Below are 17,328 nucleotides of genomic sequence, written 5' to 3' on the forward strand. Positions count from 1 at the left end.
CTGAAGGCAAATGGACTGGCATGTGTGGTGAGCTTGCAGGCGACGAACGTGCTACACTTCTGTTGCTGGGGATGGGTCTGGACGAATTCTCTATGAGCGCCATTTCTATCCCGCGCATTAAGAAGATTATCCGTAACACGAACTTCGAAGATGCGAAGGTATTAGCAGAGCAAGCGCTTGCTCAACCGACCACAGACGAACTGCTGGCGTTGGTGAACAAGTTCATTGAAGAAAAAACAATCTGCTAATCCACGAGACGCGGCCCAAATTACTGCTTAGGAGAAGATCATGGGTTTGTTCGATAAACTGAAATCTCTGGTTTCTGATGATAAAAAAGACACCGGAACCATTGAGATCATTGCACCGCTCTCTGGCGAAATCGTCAACATCGAAGACGTGCCGGATGTAGTGTTTGCTGAGAAGATTGTTGGCGATGGCATTGCTATCAAACCAACCGGTAACAAAATGGTTGCACCGGTTGACGGCACCATCGGTAAAATTTTTGAAACCAACCACGCTTTCTCTATCGAATCCGATAGCGGCATCGAGCTGTTCGTTCACTTCGGTATCGATACCGTTGAACTGAAAGGCGAAGGTTTCACTCGCATCGCGGAAGAAGGCCAGCGCGTTAAAGTTGGCGACACCGTGATTGAGTTCGATCTGGCCCTGCTGGAAGAAAAAGCCAAGTCTACCCTGACTCCGGTGGTTATCTCCAACATGGACGAGATCAAAGAACTGACCAAACTGTCCGGTAGCGTGACAGTGGGTGAGACCCCGGTTATTCGCATTAAAAAATAATGCTTAACCGCATATAAAAATGGCGCCGAATGGCGCCATTTTTTTGCCTGTAGTATGTAGGCCGGATAAGGCGCTTGCGCCGCCATCCGGCGATGGAGCTGCGCACTGCCTGATGGCGCTACGCTTATCAGGCCTACAATATTGCGAACATTTCAGCGCCAACTTACGGGTTACAGCTGTGACGTCACCGGACGAAAACACGGTTCGCGCATCAGAACTTTCATTCCTTCCGGCCCGCTTTCCAGCATCCGGCGCTCGGAATCGGACACCAGCAGTTCACACTGATAGCCACCGGTAACGCCAAACATTGCCCGCGCGACGCAGGCATCCTCAAGGGCATCCTGCCCGCTGGTATCAAAATGCCCTACCAGACGGCCATTATGCCGAATAACCAGACGATAACACTTCATCGCACCTCCCCTGCCGGCGGCAGTATTAGCTCATCACAACCGCATTTCTGCGTCCAACTCATCACTGCCAGCACCCGTTCTGCCGCCGCATGTGCCGCGGCGGCGAGCGGCTGTTGCTGTACGATGCCGCTAATCAGCTCAGCGCAAAACAGATCGCCGGTGCCTTTTAAGTCCGTTTCCAGACGCGGGTGTTCAATCACCTCTACCGCTTCCGGTGTCACAACGGCGACGGTAATGTTGTTTTCCGTCCGCCCAGGCGCGCTGGTGATCACCACCCACTTCAGCGTATCGCTGAGTAAAGATTTTGCCGCCAGAACCGCTTCATCCAGCGTACGGCACGGCTTGCCGCTCAGCATTTCCAGCTCGAACACGTTCGGCGTTAGCCCCTGCGCCAGCGGCAATAAATGGGTACGATAGGCTTGCGGAATTTCCGCCTTCACGTAGATACCGCTATCGACATCGCCAATGACCGGGTCGACCAGAATGCAGATATCCGGGTGCGATACCTGTACCGTTTTCAGCCACTCGGCCAGTAGCGCAATTTGCTCCGCGCTGCCCATATAGCCGGTGGTGACCGCCTTCAGTTCACGCAGCGCATCACGCTCATTCAGTGCCTTCAGATAGCCGCCGAACCACTCACCGGGAATGACGCCGCCGTAGAACGTCTCGTAGTGCGGCGTGTTGCTGAACAGCACCGTCGGCACGGCAGTCACCCGCAGGCCGTGGGATTTTATCGCGGGTACCGCAATGCTGTTACCTACGCTGCCGTAGACCACCAGCGACTGAACGGCCACGATGTCCGTCTGTAATGCCCGGTGCGTATCGTTGAAGAGCACCGACTGTATTTCACTATCCTGCCCCATCTACTTCTCCTCTGACTCTGGACAGCGGGCTAACGCCTCACTATTATCGTCATATGCTAAAATTCATTTTGTCATAGGTCAATAATGATCGACGGAAAAAGCGCCAACGAAATCTTTGACAGTATTCGTCAGCATATCACCCGCGGGACATTAGCGAAGGGAGAAACGCTGCCGCCGGTGCGTGAACTGGCTACCCAGCTTGGCGTGAACCGCAACACGGTGGCGTCCGCCTATAAGCGGCTGGTGACCTCCGGGCTGGCGCTGAGCCTGGGTCGTAACGGCACCGTGGTTAAAGAGACCGCCGCTCCGGTGGCGCTGGAAGGCGGTAATCCGCATACGCCGCTTACCGATCTCTCCAGCGGTAATCCCGCAACGAAACGACTGCCAAACCTGGCGCAGTACCTCTCACGCATCAGCAGCACGCCGCGTCTGTACGGCGATACGCCGGTATCACCAGCGCTGGCCGATTGGGCGGCGCAGTGGATGCAGGATGTTATGCCCGTAGCTGGAGAAATCGACCTTACCAGCGGGGCGATTGATGCTATTGAGCGCCTGCTGAGCGCCCACCTTCTGCCAGGCGACACCGTTGCCGTCGAAGACCCCTGCTTTCTGAGCAGCATCAGCATGCTACGCTACAGCGGCTTTAACGCCAGCCCGGTCAGCATTGACCGTGAAGGGATGCAGCCAGAACAGTTGGAGCAGGCGTTGAGTAAAGGCGCTCGTGCCGTGATCCTGACGCCACGCGCCCATAACCCCACCGGGTGCAGCCTGAGCGCCGCCCGCGCCGCTGCATTACAGCAGGTGCTGAGCCGCTACCCGCAAACGCTAGTGATAATAGACGACCACTTTGCCCTACTCGCCGAAGCGCCCTGGCACCCGGTGATTGCACCGCAAACACAGCACTGGGCGGTGGTTCGTTCAGTGTCGAAAACGTTAGGCCCGGATCTGCGGCTAGCTTTTGTCGCCAGCGATACCGCTACCTCGGCGAAGCTGAGATTGCGGCTTAACGCCGGTAGTCAATGGGTCAGCCATCTGTTGCAGGATCTGGTCTACGCCTGCTTAAGCGACACAGATTTCCAGCAATCCCTCGAGCAGACCCGACAGTTTTATGCCGGGCAGCAACAAAAAATGGCGCAGGCGCTACGTGCGCAAGGGATAACCCATATTGCCCCCGGCGATGGCCTGAACTTCTGGCTACCGCTTACGGACTCCAGCCAGGACATGGCTTTTACGCTCGCCAAATCCGGCTGGCTGGTACGCGAAGGCGATGCTTTTGGCGTGCAGTCTCCGGCGCAGGGCCTGCGCATTACGCTTTCAACACTCAACGACAACGACATCAACCGGCTGGCTGGCGATATTCGTCAGGCGCTAAGCCGCTAACAGGAGAACTTCCGTGCGCGTCCATTTTGTTATCCACGAATCATTTGAATCTGCGGGAGCCTACCTGCCCTGGGCTGCTACGCGTGGCCATAATGTGAGCGAGACCCACGTTTACGCCGGTAACACGGTGCCGGAGAACGCCGACGGGTTTGATATGCTGGTGGTCTTTGGCGGCCCGCAGTCACCGCGCACCACCCTTGCCGAGTGCCCCTATTTTGATTCGAAAGCCGAGCAGCGGCTGATTCGCCAGGCGATTGACGCTGGGCGTATCGTGGTAGGGATTTGTCTTGGCTCGCAGCTGATTGGTGAAGCGCTGGGCGCAGAGGTACAGCAGAGCCCAAATAAAGAAATCGGCCACTACCCGATTACGCTTACCCCAGCCGGGCTCGAACACCCGCTATTCAGCCATTTTGGCTCACCGTTAACCGTAGGCCACTGGCACAACGATATGCCAGGTCTGACGGCAGACACGGTAATCCTGGCCGAAAGCGCTGGCTGCCCGCGCCAAATCGTTCAGTATCGCGATAAGGTTTATGGTTTCCAGTGCCATATGGAATTTACCGCTGACGCCGTCGAAGGGTTGATTCAGCATTCCGAGCAGGAACTGGCGGAGGCCAAAGGCAAACCGTTTATCCGCTCGGTGGAGGAGATGCGCGCGCACGATTATCGCGAAATGAACCAGAAGTTATGGGCATTCCTTGATAAGCTGACCCAGTAGTTCCCCGGAGTCGGCTTCGCCTCGTCCGGGCTACGATAGCCCGGCCAAGCGCAGCGCCGCCGGGGAAGTCCCCCTAGCCAAGGAGAATCCATGCCAGCATCATCGCTTAAAGCCGTTATCGAAGCCTGCGACCGCGCCATCTCGCAGGAGGACTACGCCACGCTGATGGAATATTATGCCGACGACGCCACCCTGGTGGTCAAACCTGGCATGGTCGTTAGCGGCAAAGAGAATATTCGCAAAGCGTTTATTGCCATCGCCGACTATTTTCAGCATCGACTGGTGGTGACGCAGGGGCGAATGGAGATTATTGAAGGCGGTGATAACGCGCTGGTGATTATGGAAACCCGGTTGGATATTCCGTTAGCGGAGGGAGAGTCAACGCAGGTTACGCGCCGCGCTACCTACGTTTTTCAAAAGTTCGCAGGCCGCTGGCTCTGCACCGTAGATAACTCCTACGGCACAGACCTGCTGGATAATCCGGAAGTTTAAATCCCCGCGCCCTGGCTGAAGTGCTCTTCGCCAAACACGCCGGTTGAAAGGTAGCGATCGCCGCGATCGCAGATGATCGCCACCACCACTGCTCCTGGGTTTTGTTCGGCCACGCGAATGGCCCCGGCTACCGCGCCGCCGGAACTCACGCCACAGAACACACCTTCTTTCACCGCCAGCGCACGCATGGTGTTTTCCGCGTCGTTCTGGTGAATATCCAACACCTGGTCAACCAAACTGGCGTTAAAAATGCCCGGCATATATTCCGCAGGCCAACGGCGAATCCCTGGAATACTACTGCCTTCTTCCGGCTGCAGGCCAACGATAGTCACCGCGTTGTCCTGCTCGCGTAAGAAGCGCGACACGCCGGTAATCGTCCCGGTGGTGCCCATACTGGAGACGAAATGGGTAATGCGCCCCGCCGTCTGCTGCCAGATTTCCGGGCCGGTTGTAGTGTAGTGCGCGTACGGGTTATCCGGATTGTTGAACTGATCCAACAGCTTGCCTTCGCCGCGCTGGGCCATTTCAAGGGCTAAATCACGTGCCCCTTCCATCCCCTGTTCTTTAGTGACCAGAATCAGCTCGGCACCGTAGGCGCGCATTGCCGCACGGCGTTCCTGGCTCATGTTGTCGGGCATCAGCAGCTTCATGCGATAGCCCTTGAGCGCCGCAATCATCGCCAGCGCAATGCCGGTATTACCGCTGGTCGCTTCAATCAGCACATCGCCCGGCTTTATTTCACCGCGTTTTTCGGCTTCGACAATCATCGACAGCGCCGCACGGTCTTTGACCGACCCCGCTGGGTTGTTGCCTTCCAGCTTGATCCAGATTTCACTGCCGTTATCCGGCCCCAGACGTTGTAATTTGACCAGCGGCGTGTTGCCGATCGTTTGTTCTAATGTATTCACTTCTGCTGTCCAATAAAAAGCCCGGCTGCGTTTCGCTTACCGGGCCTGTCAGTATTGTTTTGTAGGCCGGGTAAGCGTAGCGCCACCCGGCAAAACCACGTGCGATTAAGCTATCAGGCCGTTTCTGCCAGAGCAAGCGTCTCATGGGACTCAATACGCTGGTCGCCGTGATAGAGGCGTGCATTCTGCAAGCCCACAAACAGACGATCGCCACGCAGCGGCGCGTCGTCCCCTCGCATCACCACCGTTAACGGCTCGTGATACCACCCCAGAGGCTGGACAACTAATTGGGTGTAGTGACCTTTAGGGCTAGCTTCCAGCACCTGAACCGGCAGCGGGGAATCGAGACTGGTACGGCGGCTCACGTCCACTTCCCACGGACGCAGGAACAGATCCACCGGCCCCTGATAGGACGGCGTATAGCCCAGCGGCCAGCGGTGCGCGCCAACGTGGAACTGCCCGCCGCGAATGGTGCCCTGCAGACGATTCACTTCCCCCATAAACTCCAGTACGAAGCGGGTGGCGGGCTCGCGCCATACCTGATCCGGTTCATCGGCCTGTTCGATATTACCCTGGCTCATCACCACCACGCGGTTAGCGACTTCCATCGCTTCTTCCTGATCGTGGGTGACGAAAACACTGGTGAATTTCAGCTCTTCATGTAGCTGTCTCAGCCAGCGACGCAGCTCTTTACGTACCTGCGCATCCAGCGCGCCGAACGGTTCGTCGAGCAGTAAAATCTGTGGCTCCACCGCCAGCGCACGAGCCAACGCCACGCGCTGTTTTTGTCCGCCAGAAAGCTGTGCCGGGTAGCGGTCTGCCAGATGGGCGAGCTGCACCATCTCCAGCAGTTTGGTGACTTTTGCTTTAATGGTTGCGGCGTTTGGGCGCTCGCGACGAGGCAGCACCGTCAGGCCAAAGGCGATGTTGTCGAACACCGTCATATGGCGGAACAGCGCGTAGTGCTGGAACACAAATCCCACTTTACGTTCACGCGCGTGCAGGCGGCTGACGTCAGTGCCGTGGAAGCGAATATGCCCGCTGGTCTGGTGCTCCAGCCCGGCGATAATACGCAGCAGCGTGGTTTTCCCGGAGCCGGACGGCCCCAGCAGCGCGACCATCTGGCCGGAAGGGATATCCAGAGAGATATCATTCAGCACCTGGGTGCGACCAAAAGACTTCTTAATATTGGCAATCTCAATGCTCATGATTTCCCTCCTGTTGCGCGCGTTTTTCTTGATTATGCAAACGCCACTGCAACGCACTCTTTAAGAACAAGGTCAAAATAGCCATCAGGGTCAGCAACGCGGCGGCGGTAAAGGAACCGACGGTGTTGTAGTCCTGCTCCAGCAGTTCAATCTGTAACGGTAGCGACAGGGTCTCCCCGCGAATCGAGCCGGAGACCACCGACACCGCGCCAAACTCACCGATTGCGCGGGCGTTAGTCAGCACCACGCCGTACAGCAGCGCCCAGCGAATATTTGGCAACGTGACGCGTTTAAACATCTGCCAGCCGGAAGCGCCAAGCAGCACCGCCGCTTCGTCTTCCTGGCTGCCCTGGCTCAGCATTACCGGTACCAATTCACGAACCACGAACGGGCAGGTCACAAAGATGGTGACCAGCACCATACCCGGCCAGGCAAACATAATTTGCAGGTTATGCGCTTCCAGCCAGCCGCCGAGTGGGCCGTTGGAACCGTAAAACAGCAGATAAACCAAACCCGCGACGACCGGCGAGACGGCAAACGGGATATCCAGCAGCGTCAGCAGCAGCTGACGACCCGGGAAGTTAAAGCGCGTCACCAGCCATGCCAGCAGCACGCCGAACACCAGGTTCACCGGCACGGTAATCAGCGCAATCATCACCGTCAGCCAGATGGCGTGCAGCATGTCCGGGTCGGCCAGGTTATGCAGCACCGGCATCAACCCTTTGCTGAAAGCCTGGACGAAGATGTAGATCATCGGTACCAGCAGGATAAAGGCCGAAACCAGCATCCCGGTACCAATCAGAAACCATTTACCCCAGTTGATGCGGGGTGCGTCATAGCGCTTCAATTGAGTAACTTCCGCCATTAGTGACCTACCACACGTCGACCAAAGCGACTTTGCAAGGTATTGATGGAAAACAGCAGCAGCAGAGAGGCCGCGAGGATAACTGATGCAATCGCGCTCGCCGCTGGATAATCAAACTCCTGCAGGCGAATAAAGATCATCAGCGAGGTCACTTCCGTCTTCCAGGCAATGTTCCCGGCGATGAAAATCACCGCGCCAAACTCGCCAAGGCTGCGGGTGAACGACAGCGCGACGCCCGCCACCAGCGCCGGGGAAAGTTCCGGCAGCACCACTTTACGGAAGCTCTGCCAGCGCGTAGCGCCCAGCGTTTCCGCCGCTTCTTCATATTCAGGGCCTAACTCTTCCAGCACCGGCTGAACGGTACGTACCACAAACGGGATGCTGGTGAACGCCATCGCAACCGCGATGCCGAGCCAGGTGTAGGTCACCTTAATATCAAACTTCGCCAGCCACTCACCGTAGAAGCCGTTCACCGAGAACAGCGACGCCAGCGTCAGGCCCGCCACCGCCGTTGGCAGCGCAAACGGCAGATCCATCAACGCGTCCAGCAGCGTACGGCCCGGGAAACGGTAGCGGGTTAACACCCACGCCATCAGCAGGCCAAACACGCCGTTAAAAATCGAAGCCACAAACGCCGACAGCAGCGTCACTTTGTAGGCTGCCACCACCTGCGGGTTGGTAATCACATCCCAGTACTGCGACCAGCTCATCTGCGCCAGTTGCATGACCAACGCGCTCAGCGGCAGCAGCAGAATTAAACAAACAAACAGCAGACTGGTGCCGAGGCTCAGGGTAAAGCCCGGCAGCACACGTCTGGAAGAAACAGCAAACATTACTTACGCCCCGCCGCTAACAGCTTGTCTAACTCACCACCGCTGGCGAAATGCGTTTTCATCACTTCAGGCCAGGCGCCAAATTTGTCTTCCACGCGGAACAGTTCAGTCTGCGGGAATTTGTCTTTCAGCTTGTCCATCACCTGCGGGTTGTTCACGCGGTAGTAGTAGTCGGTGATGATGGTCTGCGCCTGCGGGCTATACAGATAGTTCAGGTAGGCTTTCGCCGCCTTCTCGGTACCGTTAGCCTTGACGTTTTTGTCGACCCACGCGACCGGGAACTCCGCCAGAATGTTGACCTTCGGCACCACAACTTCGAAGCCCTGATCTTCATACTGCTTACGGATATTGTTCACTTCAGACTCGAAGGTGATCAGCACATCGCCCAGACCGCGCTCCACGAAAGTGGTGGTCGCGCCACGGCCGCCGGTATCAAACACTTCGACGTTTTTCAGGAACTGGGTCATAAACTGCTGAGTTTTAGCTTTATCATCGCCGTCAGCCTGGTCCGCGGCGCCCCACGCTGCCAGATAGGTATAGCGCGCGTTGCCGGAGGTTTTCGGATTCGGGAAAATCAGCTTCACGTCCGGACGCACCAGGTCATTCCAGCTCTCGATATGCTTCGGGTTGCCCTTACGCACCAGGAACGCCATGGTCGAGTAGAACGGCGAGCTGTTATTTGGCAAACGAGACTGCCAATTGGCCGGGATCAGGTTGCCTTTGTCGTGCAGAATCTGCACATCGGTCACCTGGTTATAAGTTACAACGTCAGCTTTTAAGCCCTGCAAAATAGCCAGCGCCTGCTTGGAAGAACCGGCGTGAGACTGCTTAATCGTCAGCTTGTCACCCGCGTTGTCCTTCGCCCATTGCTGTTCAAACGGCGTATTCAGGGCGGCGAACAGCTCACGGGAGACGTCATAAGAGCTGTTTAACAGCTCCGTCGCCTGTGCTTGCGCCACCAGCAGCATTGAAGCGGCCAGCGCCAGGTATCTTTTTTTCAGTAACGTCATAGCCATTGCGCACCCTATCGTTTGAAGACTCTCTGAGCACCAGTGTATTTATAACGGAGACGAAAGGAGTAACGGTTTTATATACCGTTTGGTGATTTGGAAGTTGAAAAGAGAATAAGGATTTTTAACATGCCAGGAATATCTGGATAACGCCTCGCAAAAGCATTATCAACGGCTTGTTCGGGCTGTTAATCCAGGGTCAAATATCCGCACACATACAATGGATATGTATGACATCATCTGGAGAGTGCAATGAGAATAATCAGCGATAGCGAAGCCCAGCAAAACCTATCCACAACGTTACGGCAAGCGACGGAAGAGCGCGCCCCTATTATCATCACCCAACAAAACGGTAAGGCATGCGTGCTGATGTCGCTTGAGGAATACAGTTCGCTGGAAGAAACCGCTTATCTGATGCAATCACCCGCAAATGCCGGACGACTCATGGATGCGATTGAGGAGCTAAAGACTGGAAAAGGTATCCAAAGGGATCTGATGGAGTGAAACTTATCTGGTCAGCACAGGCATGGGACGATTATCTGTACTGGCAAGATACGGATAAGAGCATGATAAAAAAGATAAACGAACTTATCAGGGAGATTAAACGCACGCCCTTTGTCGGCAAAGGTAAGCCAGAACCGCTGAAATTTGATCTGGCGGGATTCTGGTCCCGCCGGATCACATTAGAGCATCGACTTGTCTACAAACTTGATAACGATGCTCTACTGATTGCGGCATGCCGGTATCACTATCAGACGACCCGTTTTATGGCATCTGAAGAGAGTGCACCTTACAACGCCACTAACTTATCCAGCGAAGGCGCAAAGTAATACCCACCGGTCACCGGCTTAGTAAAGCGCAGCATCGCATCGCGCTTACCGTCGGTGTCGCCAAACATGCTCAGCAGTTGCTGTTCAATGTTATGCAGACGCGCACAGTACGCGCAGAAGTACAGGCCGTGGGTACCGCTCGCGGTGCCATAAGGCAGACTCTGACGCACAATTTTCAGCCCTTTGCCGTCTTCTTTCAGGTCAACGCGGGTCAGGTGAGAGGTTTCCGGGCGATCGTCGCCGTCGATCTCTTCGTTGGCTTCTTTGGTACGGCCAATCATCATTTCCTGATCCGGTACGCTCATGCGGTTAAGCTGCTTGAGGTTGTGCTCCCAGCGCTGAACAAAGACGTAGCTGCCGCCCGCATCAACACCGTCTTTAATTACGGCAACTTCACGGCGCGTTTCTTCACCCGCCGGGTTCTCGGTGCCATCAACGAAACCACTCAGGTCACGCTCTTCAACCCAGCGGAAACCGTGCACTTCTTCCTGCACGTCCAGGGCATCACCGAACGCCGCCAGTGCAGCCTGAGCAACGGAGAAGTTTACGTCGTGGCGCAGCGACAGAATGTGGATCAACACATCAAACTGCGTGGAGGGTGCAAGTCCTTTACCGTACGGAGGGAAGTCTTTCAGCTCTTCTGCACCTACGCCGCCGCTCAGCTCGCGCCAGGTGTCGTGACCAAACGCCACCACTGCGCCTAAATGCGCATCCGGGAATTTATCCTGAAACGCCGCCAGCTTTTCGGCAAAAATTTTGCTACCGGCACGCAGGGCGTTAACGTCCCCTTTAACATTGGCTTCAATCCAAATCGCCGCGCGGCAATGTTCCGGCAAAATGCCGCTCTGAACCTGAGACATCGCTCCTCCTGAAAATAAAATGCCACGACGTCGTGGCATATAAAAACCTCACACATTGTACCCGCTTTTGACATCTACGGGCTATCTGGCGTCAAATTTAGCGACGCCAGATGATTTTCTTCAGCGTCCAGTTTTTCAAGGTATCGTCCGGCGGCATCAAACCCTGCGGCCCCTGCCAGTCGCCCGAGAACTGGTAGCTGATGTGCTCGCTGCCTTTGGCCTTACACTCGACGACGTTGCTGTCGTCTCCCGTTGTCGCCTGACAATTGCCAAAGGCTTTATCGTAAATTTTATTGAACGGAGTGCCGACCTTCACGTCATCTGCGGCTTCAATACTGTCATCAAGAACATCAATGCGGCTGACGGTGCCGCTATCGCCGTTAATCACCAGCGCCAGCTTATCGCCGCGCAGCGCTTCAAAGTAATGAACGATGTTACCGTCGTGCGCTTTCATCCCGCTACGCAGACGATAGCTGCTACCAAGCGCATCGCTAATCGCCTGTTCGTTCAGCGCGGTGGACCCATTAAGTCCGCCCACGCCCTGCTCCGTCACACCGGCGGAGGAACCAAACCAGTTCCACGGATAGGCGGCAGACCAGTTCACCGACGACAACGTTGAACAGCCGGTCAGCGCCAGAGGGAGGGCACACAAGAGTAAACGCAGCGATTTCATTGATACTTCCTATATATTCAAGTCAGGCCTATTGGAGTCCAGTAAACACAAAAAGTGCCGTCTATTCTGCGACATCCGTAAAACAGGCGTGTAAACGTCGGTTGGTGATAAGCCACCATAAGGCAAAAATATCGAGTAAAAACAGGCTTAATCCCACGCCGGAAAGCGCTTCACCGCCCAGCCACATCCACGGCTGCCAGAGCAGTAAAATCAGTTGGGCGAGGATCAGGACCGGGCGGAGCCATTTCCATAGGCGCGGATAAAGATGCCGCCGCCCGCTTAGCAAAAAGGCCAGAACCGCCGGCACGCCGGGAAGCAGCCCAATCCAGAAAAGGCTATGGTCGGGATAAAACAGATTCAGCAGCGCATCGCCCTGATTGCGCGATGCGCCCGCCATCAGGAAAAGTACCCACGTCCGCGCCTGCAACAGTAGCAGACACCAGAACAGAAAAGGCAGGCGCAGACGGCCCTGCGGGTCGTAATCAGCGGGTGAAAACTCAGTACTCTTCATCTTCTATCAGGCGCTTACCTAAACTTTGTGCGTCGGCATGTTCGTAGCCTAAACGTTCGTACATACCAAGCACCACGTCGTTTTCTTCACGAACCATGATCTGGATTTTCGGGCAACCGCGGGCAATCAACTTTTTCTCCAGGCGATTCAGCAGCGCATTGGCGATGCCGCGACCACGGTATTCCGGGTGCACGCCCAGGTAGTACGCAGAGCCGCGGTGGCCATCGTAGCCGCCCATAATGGTGCCGACCACTTCACCGTTGACTTCCGCGACAAGAAACAGACTCACGTCATGGTTAACCTTGCGCTCGATGTCCATCTCCGGATCGTTCCACGGGCGCAACAGATCGCAGCGCTCCCACAGGGTGATGACTTCTTCAAAGTCCGACTGGCGAAAAACGCGTATCTCCATGGTATTGCCCGCCTTTTCAGGTTTAAAAACAGTGATTATGGCGTGAACGGGCAATTTAGCCAATATCTGACGCGGCACAGTGAAAAAAATGGCATAATACGGTACAGACACGTATTGAAATGAAAAGTAAAACAATTCTCATCACGAACAGTCGTAACGAAATTCGCGATACGATATAACATATGGATTCTTGTTTTTACAACTCAGGCCGGAATGAGCACTTTTAAACCCTTAAAAATACTGACTTCGCGCCGCCAGGTGCTAAAAGCCGGACTGGCTGCACTCACGCTGTCGGGGATCGCCTCTCAGGCAGTCGCTAAAGAGACCAATTTAAAAACCAGCAACGGTCACAGCAAACCGGCGAAGAAATCGTCGGGCAGACGCTTAGTGATGCTGGACCCAGGCCACGGCGGTATTGATACCGGCGCCATTGGGCATAACGGTTCGAAAGAGAAACACGTGGTGCTGGCGATTGCCAAAAACGTCCGCGCAATTTTGCAGAAGAACGGTATCGATGCCAAATTGACCCGCTCGGGCGACACCTTTATTCCGCTTTACGACAGGGTCGAAATTGCCCATCAGCACGGCGCGGATCTGTTTATGTCGATTCACGCGGACGGCTTTACTAACCCTTCAGCGGCGGGCGCATCGGTGTTTGCCCTTTCTAACCGTGGGGCCAGTAGCGCCATGGCAAAATACCTGTCGGACAAAGAGAACGCCGCCGATGAGCTCGCCGGTAAAAAGGCCAAGGATAAAGACCACTTGCTCCAGCAGGTGCTGTTTGACCTTGTCCAGACCGACACCATTAAAAACAGCCTGACGCTCGGCTCGCACGTGCTGAAGAAAATTAAGCCGGTGCACAAGCTGCACAGTCGCAGTACAGAACAGGCCGCATTTGTGGTGCTGAAGTCGCCGTCCATTCCTTCAGTGCTGGTGGAAACCTCGTTTATCACCAACCCAGGAGAAGAGAAGCTGCTGGGTACCGTCGCGTTCAGGCAGAAAATTGCCGATGCGATTGCTTCCGGCATCATCAGCTACTTCCACTGGTTTGATAACCAGAAAGCCCACGCGAAGAGACGTTAATGACCATCAACGTACAGCAGGTGAAAGCCTTTCTGCTCAAGCTGCAGGACGATATCTGCCAGCAGCTTGAGCGCGTAGATGGCAGCACCTTTATTGAAGATAGCTGGCAGCGTGAAGCCGGCGGCGGCGGTCGCAGCCGAGTTCTGCGCGACGGCAGCGTCTTTGAACAGGCCGGGGTGAACTTCTCCCACGTCCATGGCGATGCGATGCCCGCATCAGCAACGGCACATCGCCCAGAACTTGCCGGGCGCAGCTTTGAAGCCATGGGCGTATCGCTGGTGGTACACCCGCGCAACCCATACGTGCCGACAAGCCACGCTAACGTCCGCTTCTTTATCGCCGAAAAACCGGGCGCTGAGCCGGTATGGTGGTTTGGCGGCGGCTTCGATTTAACGCCCTACTACGGTTTTCAGGAAGATGCGGTGCACTGGCACACTGTCGCCCGAGACCTGTGTCTGCCGTTTGGCGAGGATGTCTATCCGCGCTATAAAAAGTGGTGCGATGATTATTTTCATCTCAAGCACCGCAACGAGCAGCGCGGCATTGGCGGCTTGTTCTTTGACGACCTGAATACGCCTGATTTCGACCACTGCTTTGGCTTTATGCAAGCGGTAGGGAAAGGCTTCACCGATGCCTACCTGCCAATTGTTGAACGACGAAAAGCGATGGCGTACGGCGAACGTGAGCGCGATTTCCAACTCTATCGCCGCGGGCGCTACGTGGAGTTTAATCTGGTGTGGGACCGCGGCACGCTGTTCGGCCTACAGACCGGCGGGCGCACGGAGTCGATTTTGATGTCGATGCCGCCGCTGGTGCGCTGGGAGTATAACTACCAGCCGGAAGAAGGCAGCCCGGAAGCCGCCTTAAGCGAATTTATCAAAGTGAAAGACTGGCTCCTGTAGCCCGGCCAAGCGAAGTGCCGCCGGGATTAGCTCGGTGCCATTCCCGGGGTCGGCGTGAATGCCTCCCCGGGCTACATTGTTACAGCGGCTGGGTCTGCGCTTCGACTACCGCCAGCGCCACCATGTTAACGATGCGGCGGACGGAAGCAATCGGCGTCAGGATATGTACCGGCTTCGATACCCCCATCAGCACTGGCCCCACGGTTACCCCTTCAGAACTGGATACGCGCAGCAGGTTGTAGCTGATACGCGCCGCTTCCATATTTGGCATCACCAGGATATTCGCAGAGCCTTTCAGCGGGCTGTCCGGCATACGGTCATTACGAATGCTTTCCACCAGCGCGGCATCGCCGTGCATCTCACCGTCAATCATCAGCTCAGGCGCACGTGCCTTCACCAGTTCCAGCGCATCGCGCATTTTGCTGGCTGATGGGCAATCGGACGAGCCAAAGTTAGAGTGTGACAGCAGCGCCACGCGCGGTTCAATACCAAAACGACGCACGCTTTCCGCCGCCATCAGAGTGATTTCAGCAATCTGCTCCGGCGTTGGGTCATTGTTGACGTAGGTATCGGCAATAAAGGTATTGCCGCTTGGCAGCAGCAGCGCATTCATTGCGCCCGCGGTGTGAACGCCGTCGCGGTAGCCAAACAGCGGCTGTACGGCGCTGAAGTGCTCATGGTAGTCACCGATGGTGCCGCAGATCATGCCGTCAGCTTCGCCGCGCAGCACCATAATGGAGCCAATTGCAGTGGTGTTGCTGCGCATTTCACGCTGCGCCTGCTCCTGGGTAATCCCACGGCGCTTCATCAAGCTATAGTATTCCTGCCAGTACTCTTTAAAGCGCGGGTCGGACTCGTTGTTGACGATTTCAAAGTCCACGCCGGCTTTAATTTGCAGGCCCAGTTTCTGCAAACGCATTTCAATGACGCTTGGGCGGCCAATCAGAATCGGCTTCGCCAGACCGAGCGTAATCAGCTCCTGCGTCGCGTGCAGCACGCGATTGTCTTCCCCTTCCGCCAGTACAATGCGCTTCGGCTCTTTACGGGCCTGTGAGAAAATCGGCTTCATGAACAGGTTGGTTTTGTAGACGAACTCGCTCAGTTTTTCGATATACGCATCGAAATCGGCAATCGGGCGTTTCGCCACGCCGGAATCCATCGCCGCTTTCGCTACCGCAGGAGCGATCTTAACGATCAGACGCGGATCGAACGGCTTAGGAATAATATATTCTGGGCCAAAGCTCAGGTCCTGGTCACCGTAGGCGGAGGCTACCACTTCGCTCTGCTCGGCGTGCGCCAGTTCCGCAATCGCGTGGACTGCCGCCAGCTTCATCTCTTCGTTAATCGCCGTTGCGCCAACGTCCAGCGCGCCGCGGAAGATGAACGGGAAGCACAGCACGTTGTTCACCTGGTTCGGGTAGTCAGAACGGCCGGTACAGATAATGGCATCCGGACGCACTTCTTTCGCCAGCGGCGGCAGAATTTCTGGCTCAGGGTTAGCCAGCGCCAGAATCATCGGCGCGCGTGCCATCTTTTTGACCATCTCCTGGGTCAGCACTTTCGGGCCGGAGCAGCCAAGGAAGATATCCGCATCAGCAATCACGTCGTCGAGACTGCGTTTACCGTCATCCTTCACCGCGTAAGCGGCTTTGGTTTCCGCCATATTGGGCTCGCGGCCTTCGTAAATCACGCCCTTCGAGTCGCAGACCACGATATTGTGTTTCTGCATCCCCAGCGCCACCAGCAGGTTCATACAGGCAATCGCCGCCGCGCCCGCGCCGGAAACCACCATGCGCACGTCGGAGATATTTTTCTCTACCACGCGCAGGCCGTTGAGGATAGCCGCGGTGCTGATGATAGCCGTACCGTGCTGATCGTCATGGAACACAGGAATGTTCATACGCTCGCGCAGTTTCTGCTCAATGTAGAAACATTCCGGTGCTTTGATATCTTCCAGGTTGATGCCGCCGAAAGTCGGCTCCAGCGCAGCAACCACGTCGATAAATTTATCAGGGTTGGTTTCGTCCACCTCGATGTCGAAAACATCAATACCGGCGAACTTCTTGAACAAAATGCCCTTGCCTTCCATCACCGGTTTACCGGCAAGCGCGCCGATATTCCCCAACCCGAGTACCGCGGTGCCGTTTGACACCACCGCGACCAGGTTGCCGCGCGCCGTATATTTGTACGCCGCCAGCGGGTCTTTTTCGATTTCCAGGCACGGGGCCGCTACGCCCGGAGAGTAGGCCAGCGCAAGGTCGCGCTGCGTTGCCAGCGGCTTAGTCGGAGAGACTTGAATTTTTCCTGGGATAGGGAATTCATGGAAATCGAGGGCACTTTGTTTTAATTGGTCGTCCATTTGGGGTTCCTTTCACGTATCGAACTAAAAGGGTGAAGCGCAATTACGTTCCTGATGCACTCCCGAAGGAAGCGCCTAGTATCGCCTTTGACAGCCCGGTAAACTTTGAAGGCCGCCATACTCTTGCGAACACGCCTTGATTTGTTATTGATTTATTGCCTATATGTTACCAATTATCGATAGCAAGATCATGATATCCATCTATGCTTTTTC

20 protein-coding genes and 1 pseudogene are annotated in these 17,328 nt (G+C 55.7%); 9 read left to right on the forward strand and 12 right to left on the reverse strand.

Features of this window, described 5'->3' with window-relative positions; translation table 11 throughout:
• Positions 1-248 (forward strand): putative PEP-binding protein (locus RDN66_RS07955; protein ID WP_308537761.1); only part of this gene is annotated, 248 nt, incomplete at its 5' end.
• A 40-nt stretch (positions 249-288) separates the two neighbouring features.
• A complete protein-coding gene (gene crr / locus RDN66_RS07960) occupies positions 289-798 on the forward strand; it encodes a PTS glucose transporter subunit IIA (protein ID WP_035896914.1) in 510 nt (169 codons plus the stop codon).
• Positions 799-968: 170 nt separating this feature from the next.
• Here crr and RDN66_RS07965 read toward each other — a convergent pair whose 3' ends face one another.
• On the reverse strand, positions 969-1,208 hold the full coding sequence (locus tag RDN66_RS07965; RefSeq protein WP_115073804.1) for a cytoplasmic protein: 240 nt from the start codon (positions 1,206-1,208) through the stop codon (positions 969-971).
• A complete protein-coding gene (gene pdxK, locus RDN66_RS07970; RefSeq protein ID WP_202217471.1) occupies positions 1,205-2,071 on the reverse strand; it encodes a pyridoxine/pyridoxal/pyridoxamine kinase in 867 nt (288 codons plus the stop codon). The genes RDN66_RS07965 and pdxK overlap by 4 nt, the downstream gene beginning before the upstream one ends.
• Positions 2,072-2,155: 84 nt before the next feature.
• Here pdxK and ptsJ point away from each other — a divergent pair, with 84 nt between their 5' ends.
• The 3 genes from ptsJ to RDN66_RS07985 all read left to right on the forward strand — a co-directional run bounded on the left by ptsJ (position 2,156) and on the right by RDN66_RS07985 (position 4,661).
• Positions 2,156-3,451 (forward strand): transcriptional regulator PtsJ, encoded by a 1,296-nt coding sequence (gene ptsJ / locus RDN66_RS07975; protein WP_202217470.1) that lies wholly within the window; start codon positions 2,156-2,158, stop codon positions 3,449-3,451.
• A 13-nt stretch (positions 3,452-3,464) separates the two neighbouring features.
• Positions 3,465-4,169, forward strand: a complete 705-nt coding sequence (locus RDN66_RS07980) for a type 1 glutamine amidotransferase (RefSeq protein WP_202217469.1) — start codon at positions 3,465-3,467, stop codon at positions 4,167-4,169.
• A gap of 90 nt (positions 4,170-4,259) precedes the next feature.
• Complete coding sequence (locus tag RDN66_RS07985; RefSeq protein WP_202217468.1) at positions 4,260-4,661, forward strand: SgcJ/EcaC family oxidoreductase; 402 nt, start codon at positions 4,260-4,262, stop codon at positions 4,659-4,661.
• On the opposite strand, the gene cysM is transcribed toward RDN66_RS07985, so the two are convergent.
• The 5 genes from cysM to RDN66_RS08010 form a co-directional block, all read right to left on the reverse strand.
• On the reverse strand, positions 4,658-5,569 hold the full coding sequence (gene cysM, locus RDN66_RS07990) for a cysteine synthase CysM (protein WP_202217467.1): 912 nt from the start codon (positions 5,567-5,569) through the stop codon (positions 4,658-4,660). The two genes, RDN66_RS07985 and cysM, sit on opposite strands and share 4 nt — an antisense overlap.
• Positions 5,570-5,682: 113 nt before the next feature.
• Positions 5,683-6,777 carry a sulfate/thiosulfate ABC transporter ATP-binding protein CysA gene (gene cysA / locus RDN66_RS07995; RefSeq protein ID WP_123650232.1) on the reverse strand — a complete coding sequence of 365 codons (1,095 nt, stop codon included), beginning with the start codon at positions 6,775-6,777 and terminating at the stop codon, positions 5,683-5,685.
• A complete protein-coding gene (gene cysW, locus RDN66_RS08000; protein WP_123650233.1) occupies positions 6,767-7,642 on the reverse strand; it encodes a sulfate/thiosulfate ABC transporter permease CysW in 876 nt (291 codons plus the stop codon). The genes cysA and cysW overlap by 11 nt, the downstream gene beginning before the upstream one ends.
• Positions 7,642-8,475 (reverse strand): sulfate/thiosulfate ABC transporter permease CysT, encoded by an 834-nt coding sequence (gene cysT / locus RDN66_RS08005; protein WP_035897290.1) that lies wholly within the window; start codon positions 8,473-8,475, stop codon positions 7,642-7,644. The genes cysW and cysT overlap by 1 nt, the downstream gene beginning before the upstream one ends.
• A complete protein-coding gene (locus RDN66_RS08010; RefSeq protein ID WP_308537762.1) occupies positions 8,475-9,491 on the reverse strand; it encodes a sulfate ABC transporter substrate-binding protein in 1,017 nt (338 codons plus the stop codon). The genes cysT and RDN66_RS08010 overlap by 1 nt, the downstream gene beginning before the upstream one ends.
• A gap of 246 nt (positions 9,492-9,737) precedes the next feature.
• Here RDN66_RS08010 and yefM point away from each other — a divergent pair, with 246 nt between their 5' ends.
• Together yefM and RDN66_RS08020 are read left to right on the forward strand one after the other, a co-directional pair.
• Positions 9,738-9,989, forward strand: coding sequence for a YoeB-YefM toxin-antitoxin system antitoxin YefM (yefM, locus tag RDN66_RS08015; protein ID WP_202217465.1), 252 nt, complete (start codon positions 9,738-9,740; stop codon positions 9,987-9,989).
• A pseudogene (locus RDN66_RS08020) lies at positions 9,986-10,237 on the forward strand (Txe/YoeB family addiction module toxin); the annotation flags it as partial. The gene yefM and the pseudogene RDN66_RS08020, both read left to right, overlap by 4 nt.
• Positions 10,238-10,275: 38 nt before the next feature.
• Here the strand turns inward: RDN66_RS08020 and RDN66_RS08025 are convergent.
• The 4 genes from RDN66_RS08025 to RDN66_RS08040 all read right to left on the reverse strand — a co-directional run bounded on the left by RDN66_RS08025 (position 10,276) and on the right by RDN66_RS08040 (position 12,771).
• Positions 10,276-11,175 (reverse strand): Dyp-type peroxidase, encoded by a 900-nt coding sequence (locus RDN66_RS08025; RefSeq protein ID WP_123650237.1) that lies wholly within the window; start codon positions 11,173-11,175, stop codon positions 10,276-10,278.
• 97 nt (positions 11,176-11,272) lie between these two features.
• Positions 11,273-11,848: an RpoE-regulated lipoprotein gene (locus tag RDN66_RS08030; protein WP_202217463.1), complete on the reverse strand. Its 576-nt coding sequence runs from the start codon at positions 11,846-11,848 to the stop codon at positions 11,273-11,275.
• A 61-nt stretch (positions 11,849-11,909) separates the two neighbouring features.
• Positions 11,910-12,359, reverse strand: coding sequence for a DUF2919 domain-containing protein (locus tag RDN66_RS08035; RefSeq protein WP_035891510.1), 450 nt, complete (start codon positions 12,357-12,359; stop codon positions 11,910-11,912).
• Entirely contained in the window at positions 12,346-12,771 is a 426-nt protein-coding gene (locus tag RDN66_RS08040) for a GNAT family acetyltransferase (protein WP_035891508.1), read from the reverse strand. The genes RDN66_RS08035 and RDN66_RS08040 overlap by 14 nt, the downstream gene beginning before the upstream one ends.
• Before the next feature lie 213 nt (positions 12,772-12,984).
• Between RDN66_RS08040 and amiA the strand changes: the two genes are divergently transcribed.
• Together amiA and hemF are read left to right on the forward strand one after the other, a co-directional pair.
• The gene (gene amiA, locus RDN66_RS08045; protein WP_202217462.1) at positions 12,985-13,854 is read left to right on the forward strand and encodes an N-acetylmuramoyl-L-alanine amidase AmiA; all 870 of its coding nucleotides are present in this window, start codon (positions 12,985-12,987) and stop codon (positions 13,852-13,854) included.
• A complete protein-coding gene (hemF, locus tag RDN66_RS08050) occupies positions 13,854-14,756 on the forward strand; it encodes an oxygen-dependent coproporphyrinogen oxidase (protein WP_202217461.1) in 903 nt (300 codons plus the stop codon). The genes amiA and hemF overlap by 1 nt, the downstream gene beginning before the upstream one ends.
• A 79-nt stretch (positions 14,757-14,835) precedes the next feature.
• On the opposite strand, the gene maeB is transcribed toward hemF, so the two are convergent.
• Positions 14,836-17,115 (reverse strand): NADP-dependent oxaloacetate-decarboxylating malate dehydrogenase, encoded by a 2,280-nt coding sequence (maeB, locus tag RDN66_RS08055; RefSeq protein ID WP_308537763.1) that lies wholly within the window; start codon positions 17,113-17,115, stop codon positions 14,836-14,838.
• Positions 17,116-17,328: the final 213 nt, after the last annotated feature.

Origin of the sequence: uncultured Kluyvera sp. (genome assembly GCF_902485085.1) — a bacterium.
In the GTDB taxonomy this organism is placed as follows: domain Bacteria; phylum Pseudomonadota; class Gammaproteobacteria; order Enterobacterales; family Enterobacteriaceae; genus Kluyvera; species Kluyvera ascorbata.